At 58.1% G+C, this 14,387-nt stretch carries 14 protein-coding genes; 5 read left to right on the top strand and 9 right to left on the bottom strand.

The window, feature by feature from the left end; translation table 11 throughout:
- The first annotated feature begins 10 nt into the window (after positions 1–10).
- Positions 11–1,045 carry a LysR family transcriptional regulator gene (locus ACP7AL_RS17405; RefSeq protein ID WP_425993247.1) on the top strand — a complete coding sequence of 345 codons (1,035 nt, stop codon included), beginning with the start codon at positions 11–13 and terminating at the stop codon, positions 1,043–1,045.
- Here the strand turns inward: ACP7AL_RS17405 and ACP7AL_RS17400 are convergent.
- Positions 1,042–4,212 carry an efflux RND transporter permease subunit gene (locus ACP7AL_RS17400; RefSeq protein WP_425993246.1) on the bottom strand — a complete coding sequence of 1,057 codons (3,171 nt, stop codon included), beginning with the start codon at positions 4,210–4,212 and terminating at the stop codon, positions 1,042–1,044. The two genes, ACP7AL_RS17405 and ACP7AL_RS17400, sit on opposite strands and share 4 nt — an antisense overlap.
- Positions 4,209–5,399: an efflux RND transporter periplasmic adaptor subunit gene (locus tag ACP7AL_RS17395; RefSeq protein ID WP_425993245.1), complete on the bottom strand. Its 1,191-nt coding sequence runs from the start codon at positions 5,397–5,399 to the stop codon at positions 4,209–4,211. Before ACP7AL_RS17395 ends, ACP7AL_RS17400 begins: the two co-directional genes overlap by 4 nt.
- A gap of 374 nt (positions 5,400–5,773) precedes the next feature.
- Here ACP7AL_RS17395 and ACP7AL_RS17390 point away from each other — a divergent pair, with 374 nt between their 5' ends.
- Positions 5,774–6,472 carry a GntR family transcriptional regulator gene (locus ACP7AL_RS17390; protein ID WP_425993244.1) on the top strand — a complete coding sequence of 233 codons (699 nt, stop codon included), beginning with the start codon at positions 5,774–5,776 and terminating at the stop codon, positions 6,470–6,472.
- Between the two features lie 7 nt (positions 6,473–6,479).
- Here the strand turns inward: ACP7AL_RS17390 and ACP7AL_RS17385 are convergent, their stop codons facing one another.
- The 7 genes from ACP7AL_RS17385 to ACP7AL_RS17355 are packed head-to-tail and all read right to left on the bottom strand — an operon-like array spanning position 6,480 to position 12,641.
- Positions 6,480–7,592, bottom strand: coding sequence for a Zn-dependent alcohol dehydrogenase (locus ACP7AL_RS17385; RefSeq protein ID WP_425993243.1), 1,113 nt, complete (start codon positions 7,590–7,592; stop codon positions 6,480–6,482).
- Positions 7,593–7,907, bottom strand: a complete 315-nt coding sequence (locus ACP7AL_RS17380; RefSeq protein WP_111835275.1) for a DUF6166 domain-containing protein — start codon at positions 7,905–7,907, stop codon at positions 7,593–7,595.
- A 39-nt stretch (positions 7,908–7,946) separates the two neighbouring features.
- Entirely contained in the window at positions 7,947–8,666 is a 720-nt protein-coding gene (locus tag ACP7AL_RS17375; RefSeq protein ID WP_425993242.1) for an ABC transporter ATP-binding protein, read from the bottom strand.
- Positions 8,666–9,472, bottom strand: coding sequence for an ABC transporter ATP-binding protein (locus ACP7AL_RS17370; RefSeq protein ID WP_006019495.1), 807 nt, complete (start codon positions 9,470–9,472; stop codon positions 8,666–8,668). The genes ACP7AL_RS17375 and ACP7AL_RS17370 overlap by 1 nt, the downstream gene beginning before the upstream one ends.
- Positions 9,472–10,485, bottom strand: a complete 1,014-nt coding sequence (locus tag ACP7AL_RS17365) for a branched-chain amino acid ABC transporter permease (protein WP_425993241.1) — start codon at positions 10,483–10,485, stop codon at positions 9,472–9,474. The genes ACP7AL_RS17370 and ACP7AL_RS17365 overlap by 1 nt, the downstream gene beginning before the upstream one ends.
- Positions 10,482–11,363, bottom strand: coding sequence for a branched-chain amino acid ABC transporter permease (locus ACP7AL_RS17360; RefSeq protein WP_425993240.1), 882 nt, complete (start codon positions 11,361–11,363; stop codon positions 10,482–10,484). Before ACP7AL_RS17360 ends, ACP7AL_RS17365 begins: the two co-directional genes overlap by 4 nt.
- Positions 11,364–11,366: 3 nt before the next feature.
- Complete coding sequence (locus ACP7AL_RS17355) at positions 11,367–12,641, bottom strand: ABC transporter substrate-binding protein (protein WP_425993239.1); 1,275 nt, start codon at positions 12,639–12,641, stop codon at positions 11,367–11,369.
- 199 nt (positions 12,642–12,840) lie between these two features.
- On the opposite strand from ACP7AL_RS17355, the gene ACP7AL_RS17350 reads away from it, so the two are divergent.
- From ACP7AL_RS17350 to ACP7AL_RS17340, 3 genes are read left to right on the top strand one after another with little or no spacing between them, the layout of a single operon-like run.
- On the top strand, positions 12,841–13,644 hold the full coding sequence (locus ACP7AL_RS17350) for a sterol desaturase family protein (protein ID WP_425993238.1): 804 nt from the start codon (positions 12,841–12,843) through the stop codon (positions 13,642–13,644).
- An 18-nt stretch (positions 13,645–13,662) separates the two neighbouring features.
- A complete protein-coding gene (locus ACP7AL_RS17345) occupies positions 13,663–14,061 on the top strand; it encodes a hypothetical protein (protein ID WP_425993237.1) in 399 nt (132 codons plus the stop codon).
- 31 nt (positions 14,062–14,092) lie between these two features.
- Positions 14,093–14,311, top strand: a complete 219-nt coding sequence (locus ACP7AL_RS17340) for a hypothetical protein (RefSeq protein WP_425993236.1) — start codon at positions 14,093–14,095, stop codon at positions 14,309–14,311.
- Positions 14,312–14,387 lie beyond the last annotated feature (76 nt).

Raw genomic sequence — 14,387 nt, 5'->3', positions numbered from 1 at the left:
TGTGACCTGATTGAAATCTTGGCAAAATAAGAGATCGAATAAAAGCATTGAAATTCGAAGCAAGCGGTCTGAATATTCGAACACTATGCACAGCCTGCCTGATTTCGAGCATCCCTCCACCCCAACGATCGGCCTGCAAAACATGATTGAATCCACCGCTATCAGGTATTTTCGCGAGGTCACGGAGCGCGGCTCGATCAAACGCGCGGCAGAATCTCTTCGCATTGCACCAAGCGCGATCAGCCGGCAGGTCCAGGGGCTTGAAGACGAGCTCTCGGTCAAATTGTTCGAACGCGGCGCACGAGGAATGAATCTGACCAATGCCGGCCACCTGCTCTATCGCTATGCACAAGAGAGCCAGGCGAAACTGGATCGTGTCCGTGCCCAGGTCGAGGAGTTCGATTCGCTACAGCGCGGGCACGTCAAGCTCGCAACCGTCGAGGGACTAGTGGCAAGCTTCGTGTCGGATTTTGTGGTCGACCTTTCGAGAGACTATCCCGGTATTTCAATCGCGGTGACCACTGTGGGATCACGCGGCGTGGCCGAAATGGTCGGACGGCACGAGGTCGATCTCGGGCTGGTCTTCGGTCGCGCGCCCCGACGCGATCTGATCGAACTGGCCCGCATGCGGCAATCGCTATGCCTGATGGTCGCGCCGCACCATGCGATGGCCGGCAAGGACCACTGTACCATCAAGGAACTGGCTGGACTTCGTGTCATCTTGCCTGATTCATCGTTTGGCATTCGCCAGGAAATCGATCGCGCCTGCGCAAAGGCAAACGTGGAGCTCGATCTCTACAGCGAAACCAACTCCATCGCCTTCGCACGAACGATGGCTGCCAAGACCGGTCTCGGGACTTTCCTGCCGCGGAACGCGGCGATGCCCGAACTGGTCGCGGGCACCTTGGTCGCGATCCCGCTGCGCGATAAGCGGCTGGAGGCAACGCAGGTGACGCTGGTGCAACTCGCAGCCCGCAACACCACGCCTTCCAGTCTCCGCGTCGCGGAGTTGCTCGTCGATAGAATGAAGCAGCAGACGGACTAGCCTGGAACGCTTTCCGTGGTCCTCGGCTCCATTACGACACTGCCCGGGAACAGCCTGCGCACCAAGATGTAGAATATCGGCGTAAAAACCAGACCGAACAACGTGACGCCAAGCATGCCGAAGAATACAGCCACGCCGACCGCCTGACGCATTTCCGATCCCGATCCCGATGAAATCACCAGCGGGAGCACACCGAGAATGAATGCGAACGAGGTCATCAGGATCGGCCGCAATCGGAGCCGGCACGCCTCAACAACGGCCTCGAGCTGGTTGCGTCCCTCACGTTCGATGTCGCGCGCAAATTCCACGATCAAAATGGCGTTTTTGGCCGCCAGCCCGACCAACACAACGAAACCGATCTGGGTCAGGATATTAATGTCCTGGCCCATAATGCGCACGCCGACGGTTGCGGCAAGCAAGCACATCGGCACAATCAGGATCACGGAAAATGGTAGCGTCCAGCTGCCGTATTGTGCGGCAAGCACGAGATACACAAACAGCACGCAGATCGGAAACACGTAGAGACCTGAGTTTCCACCCTTCACCTGCTGATAGGAAAGATCGGTCCACTCGAACGCGAAGCCGCTCGGCAACGTCTCTTTCGCAAGCTTCTGCATGATGTTGATCGCGGTCGTCGAACTCGTTCCCCGTACCGTATCACCCTGGAGTTCAGCGGCCGGATACAGATTGTAACGTGCGACCCGATCAGGGCCGGCGGTGTCCTTGAAGTTCACGACGCTTCCTAACAGCACCATGTCGCCCGCCGAATTTCGTGTTTTCAGGCGGGCAAGATCCGACGTTTCCTTGCGGAACGGTAAATCAGCCTGGGCTGTGACGTGATAGGTGCGTCCGAGGATATTGAAGTCGTTCACATAGGACGAGCCGAAATACACCTCAATCGCTTCCGTCACATTCTGGATGGGCACACCAAGCATCTGTGCCTTCTGACGATCGATTTCGACGAAGACCTGCGGAGTATTTGCGGTGAACGGTGAGAACACCGCTGTCAGCCCTGGCTCCTTGCGTGCCGCCGCCACGAGTTCATCGGTTGCCGCCGCCAGCAATTCAGCCCCTCGGCCCTGAATATCCTGGACGCGCATGGAAAATCCGCCGCCGGTGCCAATGCCCGGAACAGCTGGCGGAGGAATAACGATGATAAAAGCACTCTGAATGCTGGACAGCCGTTTGCGCAACTCGGCAGTGATAACGTCCGCCGTGAGTCCCTTCTTCAGCCGAATTTGAGGCTCTTCGAAAACCGGAAATAGAGCCGCGGCATTGCTCGATTGAGTTCGTGTCGCGCCCGACAGACCGGCGAGCGCTGGCACACGAACAACGCCGGGCGTATCGAGTGCTATTTTTTCAATCTGACGAACAACTTCGGTGGTGCGAGCCAATGAGGCGGCCCCCGGGAGTTGCACCGCGACAATCACATATCCGCGATCCTGCGCCGGGATAAAGCCCTGTGGTGTACTAACAAGCAGCCACCCCGCAGAAGCAATCAAGGCAACATACACAAGCAGCATCACAACGGAATGCCGAATAACGAAGTCAGCCAGATGTCCGTAGCTGTGCGACAGCCGATCGAACCCGCGATTGAACACGCCGATCGCAGCTCCCCAGCCCCGCGCGACCAGGTTCCAGCTCGCTGGTGGTTTCTTCTCGTAATGCGGCTGCAGGATCAGCGACGCCAGCGCCGGCGACAGCGTTAGGGAACAGAAGCACGAAATCGCCGTGGCGACAGCTATGGTGACGGCGAACTGCTGAAAGAACTGACCGGAGATACCCCCCAGGAATGCGGTAGGCACGAACACCGCACACAGCACCAGCGCAATCGATACCAGTGCACCACCAACCTCCTGCATTGTGAGAAGCGCTGCCTCACGTCTGCTTAAGCCTGCAACCAGATGCCGCTCGACATTTTCAACCACGACGATCGCGTCGTCGACCACAATGCCGACTGCGAGCACAAGCCCGAACAGCGTGAGATTGTTGATCGAAAATCCCAGCGCTGCCATCACCGCAAAGGTGCCAACAAGCGATACCGGGATCGCGATGATGGGAATGATCGCTGGACGCCAGCCTTGCAAGAATACAAGGACGACAATGACCACCAGAACCATCGCCTCGTAGATGGTCTTGATCAGTTCGTGAACCGACTCAGCGATGAACTCGGTCGGATTGTAACCGATGTTGTATTCCAGGCCCTTCGGAAACTCGGTTTTGAGCCGCGCCATCTCGTCAGAGATATTCTTTGCGGTGGAAAGCGCATTCGAACCGGGGCGCTGGAAAACCAGCATTGCGACGGCTGATTTCCGGAGCAGGAAACCATTGGTCGTTGAGCTCAGCGCACCAAGCTCAATACGCGCGACGTCGCGCAGCCGGACGATGCGACCATCGGCTCCCGCCTTGATCACGATATTCTCGAATTGCTGAGGATCTTTCAGGCGGCCGGTGAAGGTAAGATTCGGCTGAAAAGCGCGATCCGTAATGGGCGGTTCGGCGATCTGACCGCCTGCGATCTGAAGGTTCTGCGCCCGTATAGCGGCAATCACGTCGCCTGCCGTCATACCCAGCGTCGCAATCTTGTCCGGATCGAGCCACAAGCGCATCGAATAATCGCGCGCTCCGAAAATCTGGATGTCGCCGATGCCGTCGAGCCGCAGCAACTGGTCGCGCACCTGCCGCAAAGCATAGTTGGAAATATAGAGCTGGTCGTAAGTGTCATCGGGCGACAGCATGAACACGACCATCATGAGGTCGGGGCTATTCTTGCGAGTGACGACACCGTTGCGCTGAACTTCCTCAGGCAGGCGAGGCTGTGCTATCGCCACCCGATTCTGAACCAGCACCTGAGCCTTATCGAGATCCGTCCCCAGCTTGAACGTGACGGTGATGTTCAACTGGCCGTTCGATGTCGCCTGACTGTAGAGGTACTCCATATCCTCGACGCCGTTGATCTCCTGTTCGATTGGCGTCGCAACGGTGTCCGAGACGGTCTGCGCGGAGGCGCCCGGATACTGCGTGGTGATGACAACCGTTGGCGGCGCCACCTGCGGATATTCCGCCACTGGCAAAGTCGTGTATGCAATCGCACCGATGATAAGCAGCACGATCGACAAAACCATCGCCAGAATCGGCTGGTTTATGGAGAGGCGTCCAAGATTCATGGCTTGGCCCCGCCACTCGCAGCTGGCGGATGCGGCGTAACCTTGGCCCCGATCCTGACGCGCTGAAGTCCGTCGATGACGACCTTGTCGTCGGGTTTCAACCCCTCACGAATAACACGCAGACCATCATCAAGAGGACCAAGAACGACGGGACGCGCTTCGACAGTATTATCGGCTTTGACGACAAAGACGATCTTGCGCGACTGGTCCGTTGCGATGGCGGTGTCGGGTAGCAGCAACGCCTCATAAGGCGCGCTGCCAAGCACCCGAACGCGCGCAAACTGACCGGGAAGAATTGACAGATCCTGATTCTTAACTAGCCCTCGGCCTCGCAACGTGCCCGTACCGATGTCGAGTCGATTGTCGAGGAAATCAACAAAGCCCTCGTGCGAGGGCTTCGTCTCGCCGGAGAGGATCACCTGAACCGGATTGGCTGTGTCGCGCGAACTCGGCCGTTTTCCTTCAAACCACAATCGACTGTTCTTGATGTAAATCGACTCATCCATATCAAAATAGACGTGGATCGGATCGAGCGAGACAATGGACGTCAGCAGCGTCGCACCGCTTTCGCTTCCCTGTACAAGATTACCCACCGTCACAAGGTGGCGACTGACGCGGCCGTCGATCGGGGCGACCACCCTGGTATACTCAACATCAAGAAGCGCTCGCTTTAGAGCACCCTCCGCCTGCATGGTTGCGGCCTGGGCCGCAGACAGCGTCTGGCGACGCTGATCAACAACGCTCTCGGAGACGGCTGAAGTCTTCACCAGCGTTTCAGCTCGCGTCAACTCGCGCTCTGCCAGGTCGACCTTGGCCTTGGCGTCCGCAAGCTGACCACGAGCCTGCTCGGCTGCCGCCTCATACTGCCGTGGATCGATGACATAAAGAAGATCGCCGGTCTTGACGATGGCGCCATCCTTGAAGTCGACGCTCATGACAAAGCCTGTCACACGAGCGCGGACCTGAACCTGCTCAATCGCATCAAAGCGGCCGGTAAACTCGTCCCAGTCCGTCACCGTTCTTTGTGTCGGATTGGCGACCGTGACAGCGGGCGCACTGGCAGCGGGCGCTTGAGCCGGCTTCTCGCAGCCGGCCAGACCGATCCCAATTGCAACGGCGACAAGCGCCAGGAGAAACTTGTTTCGTCCGGAGCTCCAGAAACGATCAGATAACACCTTCGATTGCATCGCTAAGCCCCCGACGTCATTGTCCAAGCACTCGCTCAGTGTTTCATTCCTGTCGAGCCCCTACGTTAGCCCGCATTTATGGAGACCGCCAGCGCCATACAAGTCTCCGAGACTTACCCGCAACCAGACAATTCGGTACTTGTACTGGAGAATTCATGGCTACGCATATCTGACCTGACGAGCCAGTTGCCTTTCCAGAGTCCTGGAAAGCGTCGGACAGACCGCGTCTGCCGTCGTTCCGCGATCAGATGCGCGTAAACATCGCGTCGCTGACGCCACCCACAAAGACTCTGCCCGGTCTCTTGCGAGCACGAGTTCTTGTCATTGATATACTACGAATATATGCTTGGGCTCATCGGATCGATTTACGGCGCATGGTGAGTGAATTGAAATCTAAAAAGATTGCAAAGCGCGCGGCGCAGAATCCGGAAGCCGATGACGGAACGCTGACAGATCGTGCCTATCGAGAACTCGAAGAAATGATCGTCACCCTGCAGCTAACTCCCGGCACCATACTGTCCGAACACACCCTTGCACTAAAACTGAAGATCGGCCGGACTCCGATTCGTGAGGCGCTGCAACGTCTCGCGCGGGACGGTCTCGTGGTGATTATGCCGAGGCGCGGCATCATGGTCTCGGAAATCAATCTCAGGCTGCAATTGCGGCTGCTCGAAGTGCGTCGCGAGCTTGAGCGGCTGATGGCGAAACTGGCAGCAGAACGCGCCACCCCCGAAGAACGTCAGGAATTCGCCGAAGTGGCTCGCGGAATGCTCAAGGCGGCGGCTCAGGCGGACGACATCGAATTCATGCGCCTCGATCAGAAATTCAATCTCCTGATCGCAACGACCGCGCGCAATGAATTTGCGCGGCGATCGATGGGCCTTATGAACGCTCTCTCCCGCCGCTTCTGGTATCAGCACTATCAGGAAGTTGCAGATCTGCCGTTGGCCGCCAAGCTGCATGCCGCGGTCGCAGAAGCTGTCGCCGGGAAGAAGCCCAAAATCGCGGCCGCCGCCTCCGATAAACTGATCGATTACATCGAGGATTTCGCGCGCAAGACGCTCGATACCTGATCCGAGATCAATCGAACATCACGACGCTGCGAATGGATTCGCCACGTTTCAGCGCGTCGAATCCCGCATTGATGTCGTTGAGAGAGAGACGGCGCGAAATCAGATCATCTAACATCAGCGATCCGTCGAGATAGGCGCGCGCCAGCATCGGAAAGTCGCGGCGCGGCCGTGCGTTGCCATAACTGACACGGCGGATGCGTTTTTCCTGCATGAGGGAACCCCACCGGAACGATACATCCTGCTGGACGTCGACCTTGCCAAGCCAGATTACGTTGCCGCCTGGCCGAACCGCTTCGGCGGTGACACGGAAAGCCACGAGGCTGCCGGCGGACTCGATCACGGTGTCAACACCGCGGCCGCCCGTCTCACTCTTTGCCGCAGCGACAGGATCGTCATTTGACGCATTGACGGTGTGGGTTGCGCCCAAGGTTAGCGCCAATGCAAGCTTTGCAGGATCGAGGTCAACAGCGATGATCGTACCAGCCCCTGCCAGCCGCGCACCCTGCACCGCCGCCAGACCCACCGCGCCACAACCGATCACCATGACCGCGTCGCCATGTTTGATGGCATCCAGATTCAGGGCAGCGCCAACGCCGGTCATTACGCCGCAACCGATCAAGCATGCACGATCGAACGGAATCTCCTTTGGCACTGCAATCGCCTGCTGATCCGGTATGATGCAATATTCACCAAACGATCCCAGAAACATCAGCTGCTGCAGGTCACGGCCGTCAGCAAGCCTTGCGCGACTCTCTCCATCGAATGACCTCGCCTTCGGACCTGCGCCGAGATATTCCTCGCAAAGGATCGGCAAGTCGCGATCGCAATAGAAGCAATGGCCGCAGTGCGGGTTCCACGACAAGACGACGTGATCGCCCTTCCTTACACCCCGCGCGGCTGAGCCGACCTCCTCGACGATGCCAGCTGCTTCGTGGCCAAGCACGATCGGCATCGGAAAGCGCAACGATCCTTCAATTACTTCAAGATCGGTGTGACACAATCCCGCCGCACGAATTCGCACCAGAACGTCTGTGGGCTTTAAAGCGGCTGCGACGACGGTCTCGATAACGAGTGGCGCCTTCGCTGCGTGGAGAACTGCCGCGCGGTACTGAAGCGGCATCTATGCGACTGCCTTCCCGGAACCACCCAGCGCCTTGAGCGCCAGATCGATATCGGATGACGTCATCTCCCATTCGTTGCCGAAGTTAGCCACAACGGCGCGCATGAACGGATCGACTGCCGTTCTCGCAGCAGCCGCGTCACCAAGATGGTCGGCGAGCAGCGCCAACGCGAGCTGGCGCGGCTCCGGCCCCTCATAGCTCCACTCAAAGCCATTTTTGCTGTACTCCATCACATCGGTTCGGGGATTCAACGGAGCGCCGTCGACTGTCACCTTCACGCCGTCGATCGTCCGGTCGCCAACATAATGTTTCATTCTTTCTCTCCACTCATTGCGTCCCGGCTGCCGATCGGACTAGTGCGTCACTTCCACGTCGCCGGCAATCACACGCATGACATCGCGGTCGCGGTGCGCTTCTGCCAGAGAGCCGGAAAACATCAGTTCGCCGCGCTCCAGCACATAGAGGCGATCGACGTAGTCAGGGATGTGATGGACATTCGATTCCGCCATCAACACGCCCTTCCCCATTGCCCGGATCGACGCGACGCCCTCTGCAATCAGCGGAATGATAGCTGGCGACAATCCCTCGAACGGCTCGTCCAGCAACAGAAGCTTCGGATCAAGCGTCAGCGCACGCGCAATGGACACCATCTTGCGCTCGCCGCCTGACAACTGCGCACCGCCACGCGCAAGATACTGCCGCAATTTCGGGAAGACCGCATAAGCTTCCTCGATGCGCTCCTGAGCCGGCCGACCGGTCGGCCGCGTCCATGTCGAAAGCTCGATATTCTCAGCCACAGTAAGGTCGGCGTAAACTTCAGACTCTTCTGGCGAGAAGCCGATCCCGCTCTGGGCGATCCGCCACGTCGGAAGCTTCGTCAGATCGGCGCCGTCAAAAGTGATCTCACCGGATAGCGGACGGCGATAACCCATAATGCTGCGAAATGTCGTGGTTTTGCCCGCTCCGTTACGCCCGACCAGACAGACGAGTTCGCCCGCCGCAACCGAAAGGCTGATACCGTTGAGAATGCGGCTGCCCTGAATATCGACTTTTACGTTGGAGAGCTCGAGCATTACGACGCCCTCCTCAAGGTCGGCGGCCGTGTTCCAACGACGGCCGAAATCATCGCCGGATCGGCAAAGAACCGGTCTGGGGGCATGTCGGCCAGGACCTTGCCCTCCTGCAGAGCCACGATCCGGTGCGAATAACGCGCCACGAGATCCATGTCATGCTCGACCTGAACGATGGCTCGTACTCCTGCCGCCTTCGCTGCCGACACGAGAACTTCCATGATGGAATGCTTGTCTCCCGTGGATACGCCGCTTGTGGGCTCGTCGAGCAGGATGACCGTCGGATTAAGTGCAAAAGCGCTGGCAATATCCAGCAGCTTCTTTTCACCCTGGGAAAGGGTGGATGCCACCGTATCCAGCTTGGCGCGAAGACCGAGAACCTCCGCCACGCGCTCAACATCGGCCTGAAGTTCGCTGTCTTTCGACAGCGAACGGAATGGATTGGCGATGCGCCGCAACCGCGAAGCAACCGCAACCGCAAGGGTTTCACGTACCGTCAGCGCCGGAAATACATTCACGAGTTGGAAAGCACGCGACATTCCGCGCCGGGCCAACTCAACCGGACCCACACCTGCGATGTCGTTCCCGAGAAAGCGAACCTCGCCGATGGTCGGCCGCAACAGGCCGGTGACAACATTGACAAGGGTGGTCTTGCCTGCGCCGTTTGGTCCGACGATCGAAACGAACTCGCCGTCGGCGACGTGGAAAGACACGTCCTGTAGCGCTCTGTATGCGCCGTAGTGTTTGGAAACGCTGATGGTCTCGAATAGCGGCGCCCGGACATCCGGCGATGTACTGATCGGATGCATCATCTGCCCCCTGCCTTGCGAGAGACGAGCATCTCGACGGCACCTGACAAGCCTTGTGGCAAGAAGATAACAAGCAGAACCAGGACGCCGCCCATCACAAAGCGCCAGTACTGCGTGATCGCCATCACGAAGTCCTGCAACAGCACAAAGGCGAGCGCGCCGATGGCCGGGCCGACAAAAGTTCCGCTACCGCCAAGGACCGCCATGAAAACGAGGTTGCCGGAGTGGGTCCAATACGCGAGTTCGGGATCGGCCAGGCCAGTGGTGATTGCGAGAATCGTTCCGCCGATCCCGCCATAAACCGCCGAGATCACGAACGCCGCCAGCCTCATGCGGAAAATCTGCACGCCTACGTAAGCCGCCTTGCCGGCGTTTGCCCGGATTGCCTTCAGATGCAAACCAAATGGCGACTGGGTGATGCGCCACATCGTTGCTCCCAACAGCGCCAGCAACGCCAGCACATAGTAATAGAAAGGCCCCGTGAGAAATGCGGTCTTGCCTCCGCGCCATTCCATGCCGAACAGCAGCGGACGCAACACGCGCATCCCCTGGTCGCCGCCGGTAACGCTGTAGAATTTGAACAGGAAGGAATGAAATAGCATCCCGAAAGCCAGCGTCAGCATCCCAAAGAAGATTCGGGTGTAGCGAACGCAAAGAACGCCAATAACAAGCGCAACAAGAGCGGAGACCACCGCACTGGTCAAAACAATCAGTTCGAAACTCAGCACACCGAATTTTGACGTCAGTGTCGATGCAGTATACGCACCGACGCCAAGAAAGAGGGCGTGCCCAAACGACAGCAGGCCCGTCGTTCCGAACAGAAGATTGAATCCAAACAGCGCGATTGCGTAGGCAAAGAACGGCACGAGCAAGAGAAGCGCATACGGCGATGCGACAAGCGGAAGCAGACCCATAATCGCGATCAAGCCGAAAAAGACCCAAAGGCCCTTGATCCGGGGGAACGGGTTACGCCTCGGCGCAGTCAACGAAATATCGATGGATTGTTCACTCATGCCGTCACCTTGCCAAACAATCCGGCGGGTCTGAAGATGAGCGCCGCGACGACCACGAGATAGACTGACAGCAGCTCCATTTCCGGCATGATCGAGATCGATGCCGCACGCATCAGTCCGACGATCAACGCACCGACAAGCGCGCCGCGCATGCTTCCCAGCCCGCCGATCACAACGACGGCAAACGCCTCCACGACCAGCTCAACGGCCATGTCGAGCGACGCAGCACTGGATGGGACAACCAGTGCGCCGCCGACCGTTCCGAGCATGCAGCCAACGGTGAAGACAAGCGCGAAAATTTTCGACGCATTGACACCGAGTCCTTCGGCCATATCGCGGTTTTCCGCAGTCGCCCGCACGATGCGGCCGGTTTTCGTACGTTGCAGAAATAGCCCTAGCGCGGCGGCAATGCCGATACTCGCCGCTATCACCAGCAGATTATAGGTCGGCACCTGCACACCCATGATATGGGTCGTGCCATATATCATGTAGGCATTGTCCATGGTGCGCGGCGTCGCGCCCCACGTGAAGCGAAAGACATCCTGAAACATCAGAAGCAGGCCGAAAGTGAGCAGCAACTGATAGCTCTCGTCCCGGCGGTACACCGTACGCAGCACCCGCTCGATCGGCAGTCCAACGACGCCGATTACAAGCCCCGCGAGAATAAGCACAGGAAAGAACATGAGCGGCGGCAATCCGAACTTCATCGCAACAGCGACCGCAGTAATCCCGAAATATGCGCCGAGGGCATAAAATGAGCCACAGGCGAGATTCACGATCTGTTGCACGCCGAATACGAGCTGAAGCCCCGCCGCCACCAGAAACAGGATGGCGGCGTGGAATGTCCCACCGAGAATGATATCGACGATCGCCGTCATGGCTCAGACAGGCATCTTGGCGGTCTTGATCCATTCCCAGAAATCCGCGCCCGGCGGTTTCTGCAGTTGCTCGGCCTGGAATGTGTCGATCGAAGCCAATGTCGGGAAATCGTACTTGTTCGTGTTTGTCGACGGCCCCTGATAGAACACCTGCTCCGCGATCTTGTCCTTGCGGAATCGGCCCTTGCCGCCGAGGCTTTCCACTTCGAGGCCTGGCATTGCTTCCGCGACCATATCCGGCGTCGGCCATTTTTTCGCGGCTTTCTGCGCGGCCTCGACGCCCGCCTTGTAACTTGCAAGCGCGAAGTAGGCACGATCCGCTTCCCAGTGCGGCGCCTCCTTGTAGCGATCCATGTAATCCTGAACAAACGCCTTTTGCAGCGGCGATGCCTGCGGATGATCGAAATAGAGGGTGTTGTGTCCGAAGATCACGCCCTCGGGCATGAATTCTTTCTTGAGCTGATTGAGTTGCCAGCCGGCCGCCGGCAGCACGACCTTCACGCCGTCGAACAGACCCGCCGCAGCGCCCTGTTTCATGAATACCGGAAGATCGGCGAACAGCATCGATGAGAAGATCAGATCAGGCTTGGCGGCCTTGAGCGCGGCGATATGTGATGTCAGATCAAGGGTGCCGACTTTTGGCCACTGCTCGGCGACGAACTCAGCCTCCACACCATAGCGTGCGAGAATCTGCCGGAAAGCTTCCCAGTTGTTGCGGCCGTAGGAGTAATCCGGATTGATGCCAGCGACCCGTTTGAATTTACCCTTGAAGTGCTTGACCGCGAGCAGCGACGCCATCACGGCCTCGCATTCATTGTCAGTCGAGCGAAATACATAGCGCGACTTCGGCATCACTTCCTTGACGCCATCCTGCGTGGTGCCATCCCACATCACCAGGAGCGACTGCTCCTCTTCCGCAACAGGAGCTACGCCAAGGCTGACGCCGGTCGAGATCAGTCCGTGGACGCTTTCGACCTTCTCTTGCAGCACCAGGCGACGGAAACGTTCGATCGTGTCCTTGGGGTTGGTCTCTTCTTCAATGACAAGCTCGAACTTGCGTCCGGCAATGCCACCCTCCCTGTTCATACGGTCCGCCGCCCATTGCACGGCGCGGATACCGCATTCGCCGGCGGTACCGGCCACACCGGAGCGCGGTGCGATGATGCCGATCTTGAATGGCTTGTCCTGGGCAATGGCCGGGGCAAATAGCTGGGGCGCCGCGGCGGCGGCAACACTGGCACCTGCGAGCTTCGAAAAGGCACGACGGGTGAGCCTCATTGATATCCTCCCATGTAAGCTAAGCGCATCTGCCGTGCGCCGTTGCCATACGATAAATATATCAGACAGATTTCAGCAAGCACTTTTTACGCGCCGGGGTGTCGCAATGCCGGTTGCCGGTCTAATAGATTGGTGATATGTCAGATTAAAGAGGCTGGACGACGTCGCCGGCCATGCAGAAAATGACGGAGATTGCGCCATGGAACTCTCATCCAGCCCAATGACCGACCGGCAGCGTAAATACCGGGCCACCTACAGGGATCGCATCGCTGGCTGGTACAATGGCTGGCTCCACGCCTTCGTCATTTATGTGATCGGGCTCACTGCCCTCTCGGTCTACATCGCCAACATCGGCAATGTTCGCTGGTGGGAATGGCTGATCGTGCCTGTCACCTTCCTGGCGGCAAATTTCTTCGAATGGTGGATTCACCGGTTCGTCATGCACCGGCCGTCGCAGATCAAGGCATTCCGTGCGATCTACAACCGGCACACCCTGATGCATCACCAATTCTTCACCGAAGAGGAGATGCGCTTCGCGGACCATAACGACTGGCGCGTGACGTTCTTCCCCCCCTATGCCCTAGTCACCTTCACATTGATGTCGATTCCGCCGGCACTCGCGCTGGGGTGGCTGGTGTCACCGAACGTCGGCTGGCTGCTGATTTGCACCACGACATCGATGTATCTCATCTATGAGTTCATGCACTTCTGCTGCCACGTCGACGAAAACTGGTTTGTCCGAAACATGCCGTTCGTCAACACTATCCGGCGGCATCATGCGGCTCATCACAATCAATCGATCATGATGGAGCGAAACATGAACCTGACCTTCCCCGTAATGGACTGGCTGTTCGGCACATCGGATCTCGATCGCGGACTGATCGGCCACATCTTCAACGGCTACGATACCCGTTACATCCGCAAAAACATGCGTAAAACCTCGCGTACGCCAAAACCCGACGCTGTCGGCCAGCGCTCGGGCTTTGCCACGCCCGCCGAATAAACGCGTGGGAGATTCGACATGAGCACGATTGAGCCGAACTGGTTGTCCCTGGTTTGGTTCGCCGGACTGGCAACCGTCTGTGGCGTTGCCTTTCTCATAGTCGCTGGGAAATTTCCGCTCGATGCCCGGCCCGACGCGGCAAGGTCGCTTCCCGCAACCTTGTTGATTATCGGCAACGTAGTTCTGCTCGCGATGCTGCTCGCCGGCACTGGACTCTACGGATATGTCGAACTGCGGTGGAGCACGCTGGTCGTCGTCAGCGGACTTATATTCCTGTTCACGCCAGCGCTATTCGAGGAATGGCGCTGGCCCCTGCGTAACGCAACAATTGAACTATCCGTACTGGTCGGCATTCAGATCCTGGCGCTCGCCGTACTTGCCAAAGTCGGCGGTTCAGCGTTCGCGATCCTGTCGTGAGGTTCTGTCCATATAACCAAAGGAGCAATCGATGCCCGTGAAGATCAAATTGGTGCTGTCTTTGGTCGTTATCATTGTCGCGGCTGTCGCATTCTATGTGCAACACACCCTCGGCCACGAGCGCGTTCAGTATCTCGTGGTGTTTCTGGGCGTCTTCATGGTGTTCGCGATGTGGCTGTTTCCGGAAGTGAAACGCGAGGAAACCGCCGGCGGCATTCGCCGGGAGACAACCCAGAATCGCGCCAGCTAAGGCACCCGCTAAAATTTTCGCCGCGCTCCATGAAAGGAGCACGGCGATTTTTTCCATACAAAGTAGCGCGCACAAT

It is taken from the genome of Afipia sp. DC4300-2b1 (assembly GCF_049895725.1).
In the GTDB taxonomy this organism is placed as follows: Bacteria; Pseudomonadota; Alphaproteobacteria; order Rhizobiales; family Xanthobacteraceae; genus Afipia; species Afipia broomeae.
This window is presented reverse-complemented; position numbering and strand designations above follow the sequence as displayed.

Bases quoted from the DNA above. Each gene is read 5' to 3' on its own strand.
- ACP7AL_RS17340 (WP_425993236.1), top strand. From the start codon at position 14,093: ATGCCCGTGAAGATCAAATTGGTGCTGTCTTTGGTCGTTATCATTGTC.
- ACP7AL_RS17345 (WP_425993237.1), top strand. From the start codon at position 13,663: ATGAGCACGATTGAGCCGAACTGGTTGTCCCTGGTTTGGTTCGCCGGA.
- ACP7AL_RS17380 (WP_111835275.1), bottom strand. From the start codon at position 7,907: ATGAAACATTATGTTGGCGACCGGACGATCGACGGCGTGAAGGTGACA.
- ACP7AL_RS17360 (WP_425993240.1), bottom strand. From the start codon at position 11,363: ATGACGGCGATCGTCGATATCATTCTCGGTGGGACATTCCACGCCGCC.
- ACP7AL_RS17355 (WP_425993239.1), bottom strand. From the start codon at position 12,641: ATGAGGCTCACCCGTCGTGCCTTTTCGAAGCTCGCAGGTGCCAGTGTT.
- ACP7AL_RS17395 (WP_425993245.1), bottom strand. From the start codon at position 5,399: ATGCAATCGAAGGTGTTATCTGATCGTTTCTGGAGCTCCGGACGAAAC.
- ACP7AL_RS17350 (WP_425993238.1), top strand. From the start codon at position 12,841: ATGGAACTCTCATCCAGCCCAATGACCGACCGGCAGCGTAAATACCGG.
- ACP7AL_RS17385 (WP_425993243.1), bottom strand. From the start codon at position 7,592: ATGCCGCTTCAGTACCGCGCGGCAGTTCTCCACGCAGCGAAGGCGCCA.
- ACP7AL_RS17400 (WP_425993246.1), bottom strand. From the start codon at position 4,212: ATGAATCTTGGACGCCTCTCCATAAACCAGCCGATTCTGGCGATGGTT.
- ACP7AL_RS17370 (WP_006019495.1), bottom strand. From the start codon at position 9,472: ATGCATCCGATCAGTACATCGCCGGATGTCCGGGCGCCGCTATTCGAG.
- ACP7AL_RS17375 (WP_425993242.1), bottom strand. From the start codon at position 8,666: ATGCTCGAGCTCTCCAACGTAAAAGTCGATATTCAGGGCAGCCGCATT.
- ACP7AL_RS17390 (WP_425993244.1), top strand. From the start codon at position 5,774: ATGGTGAGTGAATTGAAATCTAAAAAGATTGCAAAGCGCGCGGCGCAG.
- ACP7AL_RS17365 (WP_425993241.1), bottom strand. From the start codon at position 10,485: ATGAGTGAACAATCCATCGATATTTCGTTGACTGCGCCGAGGCGTAAC.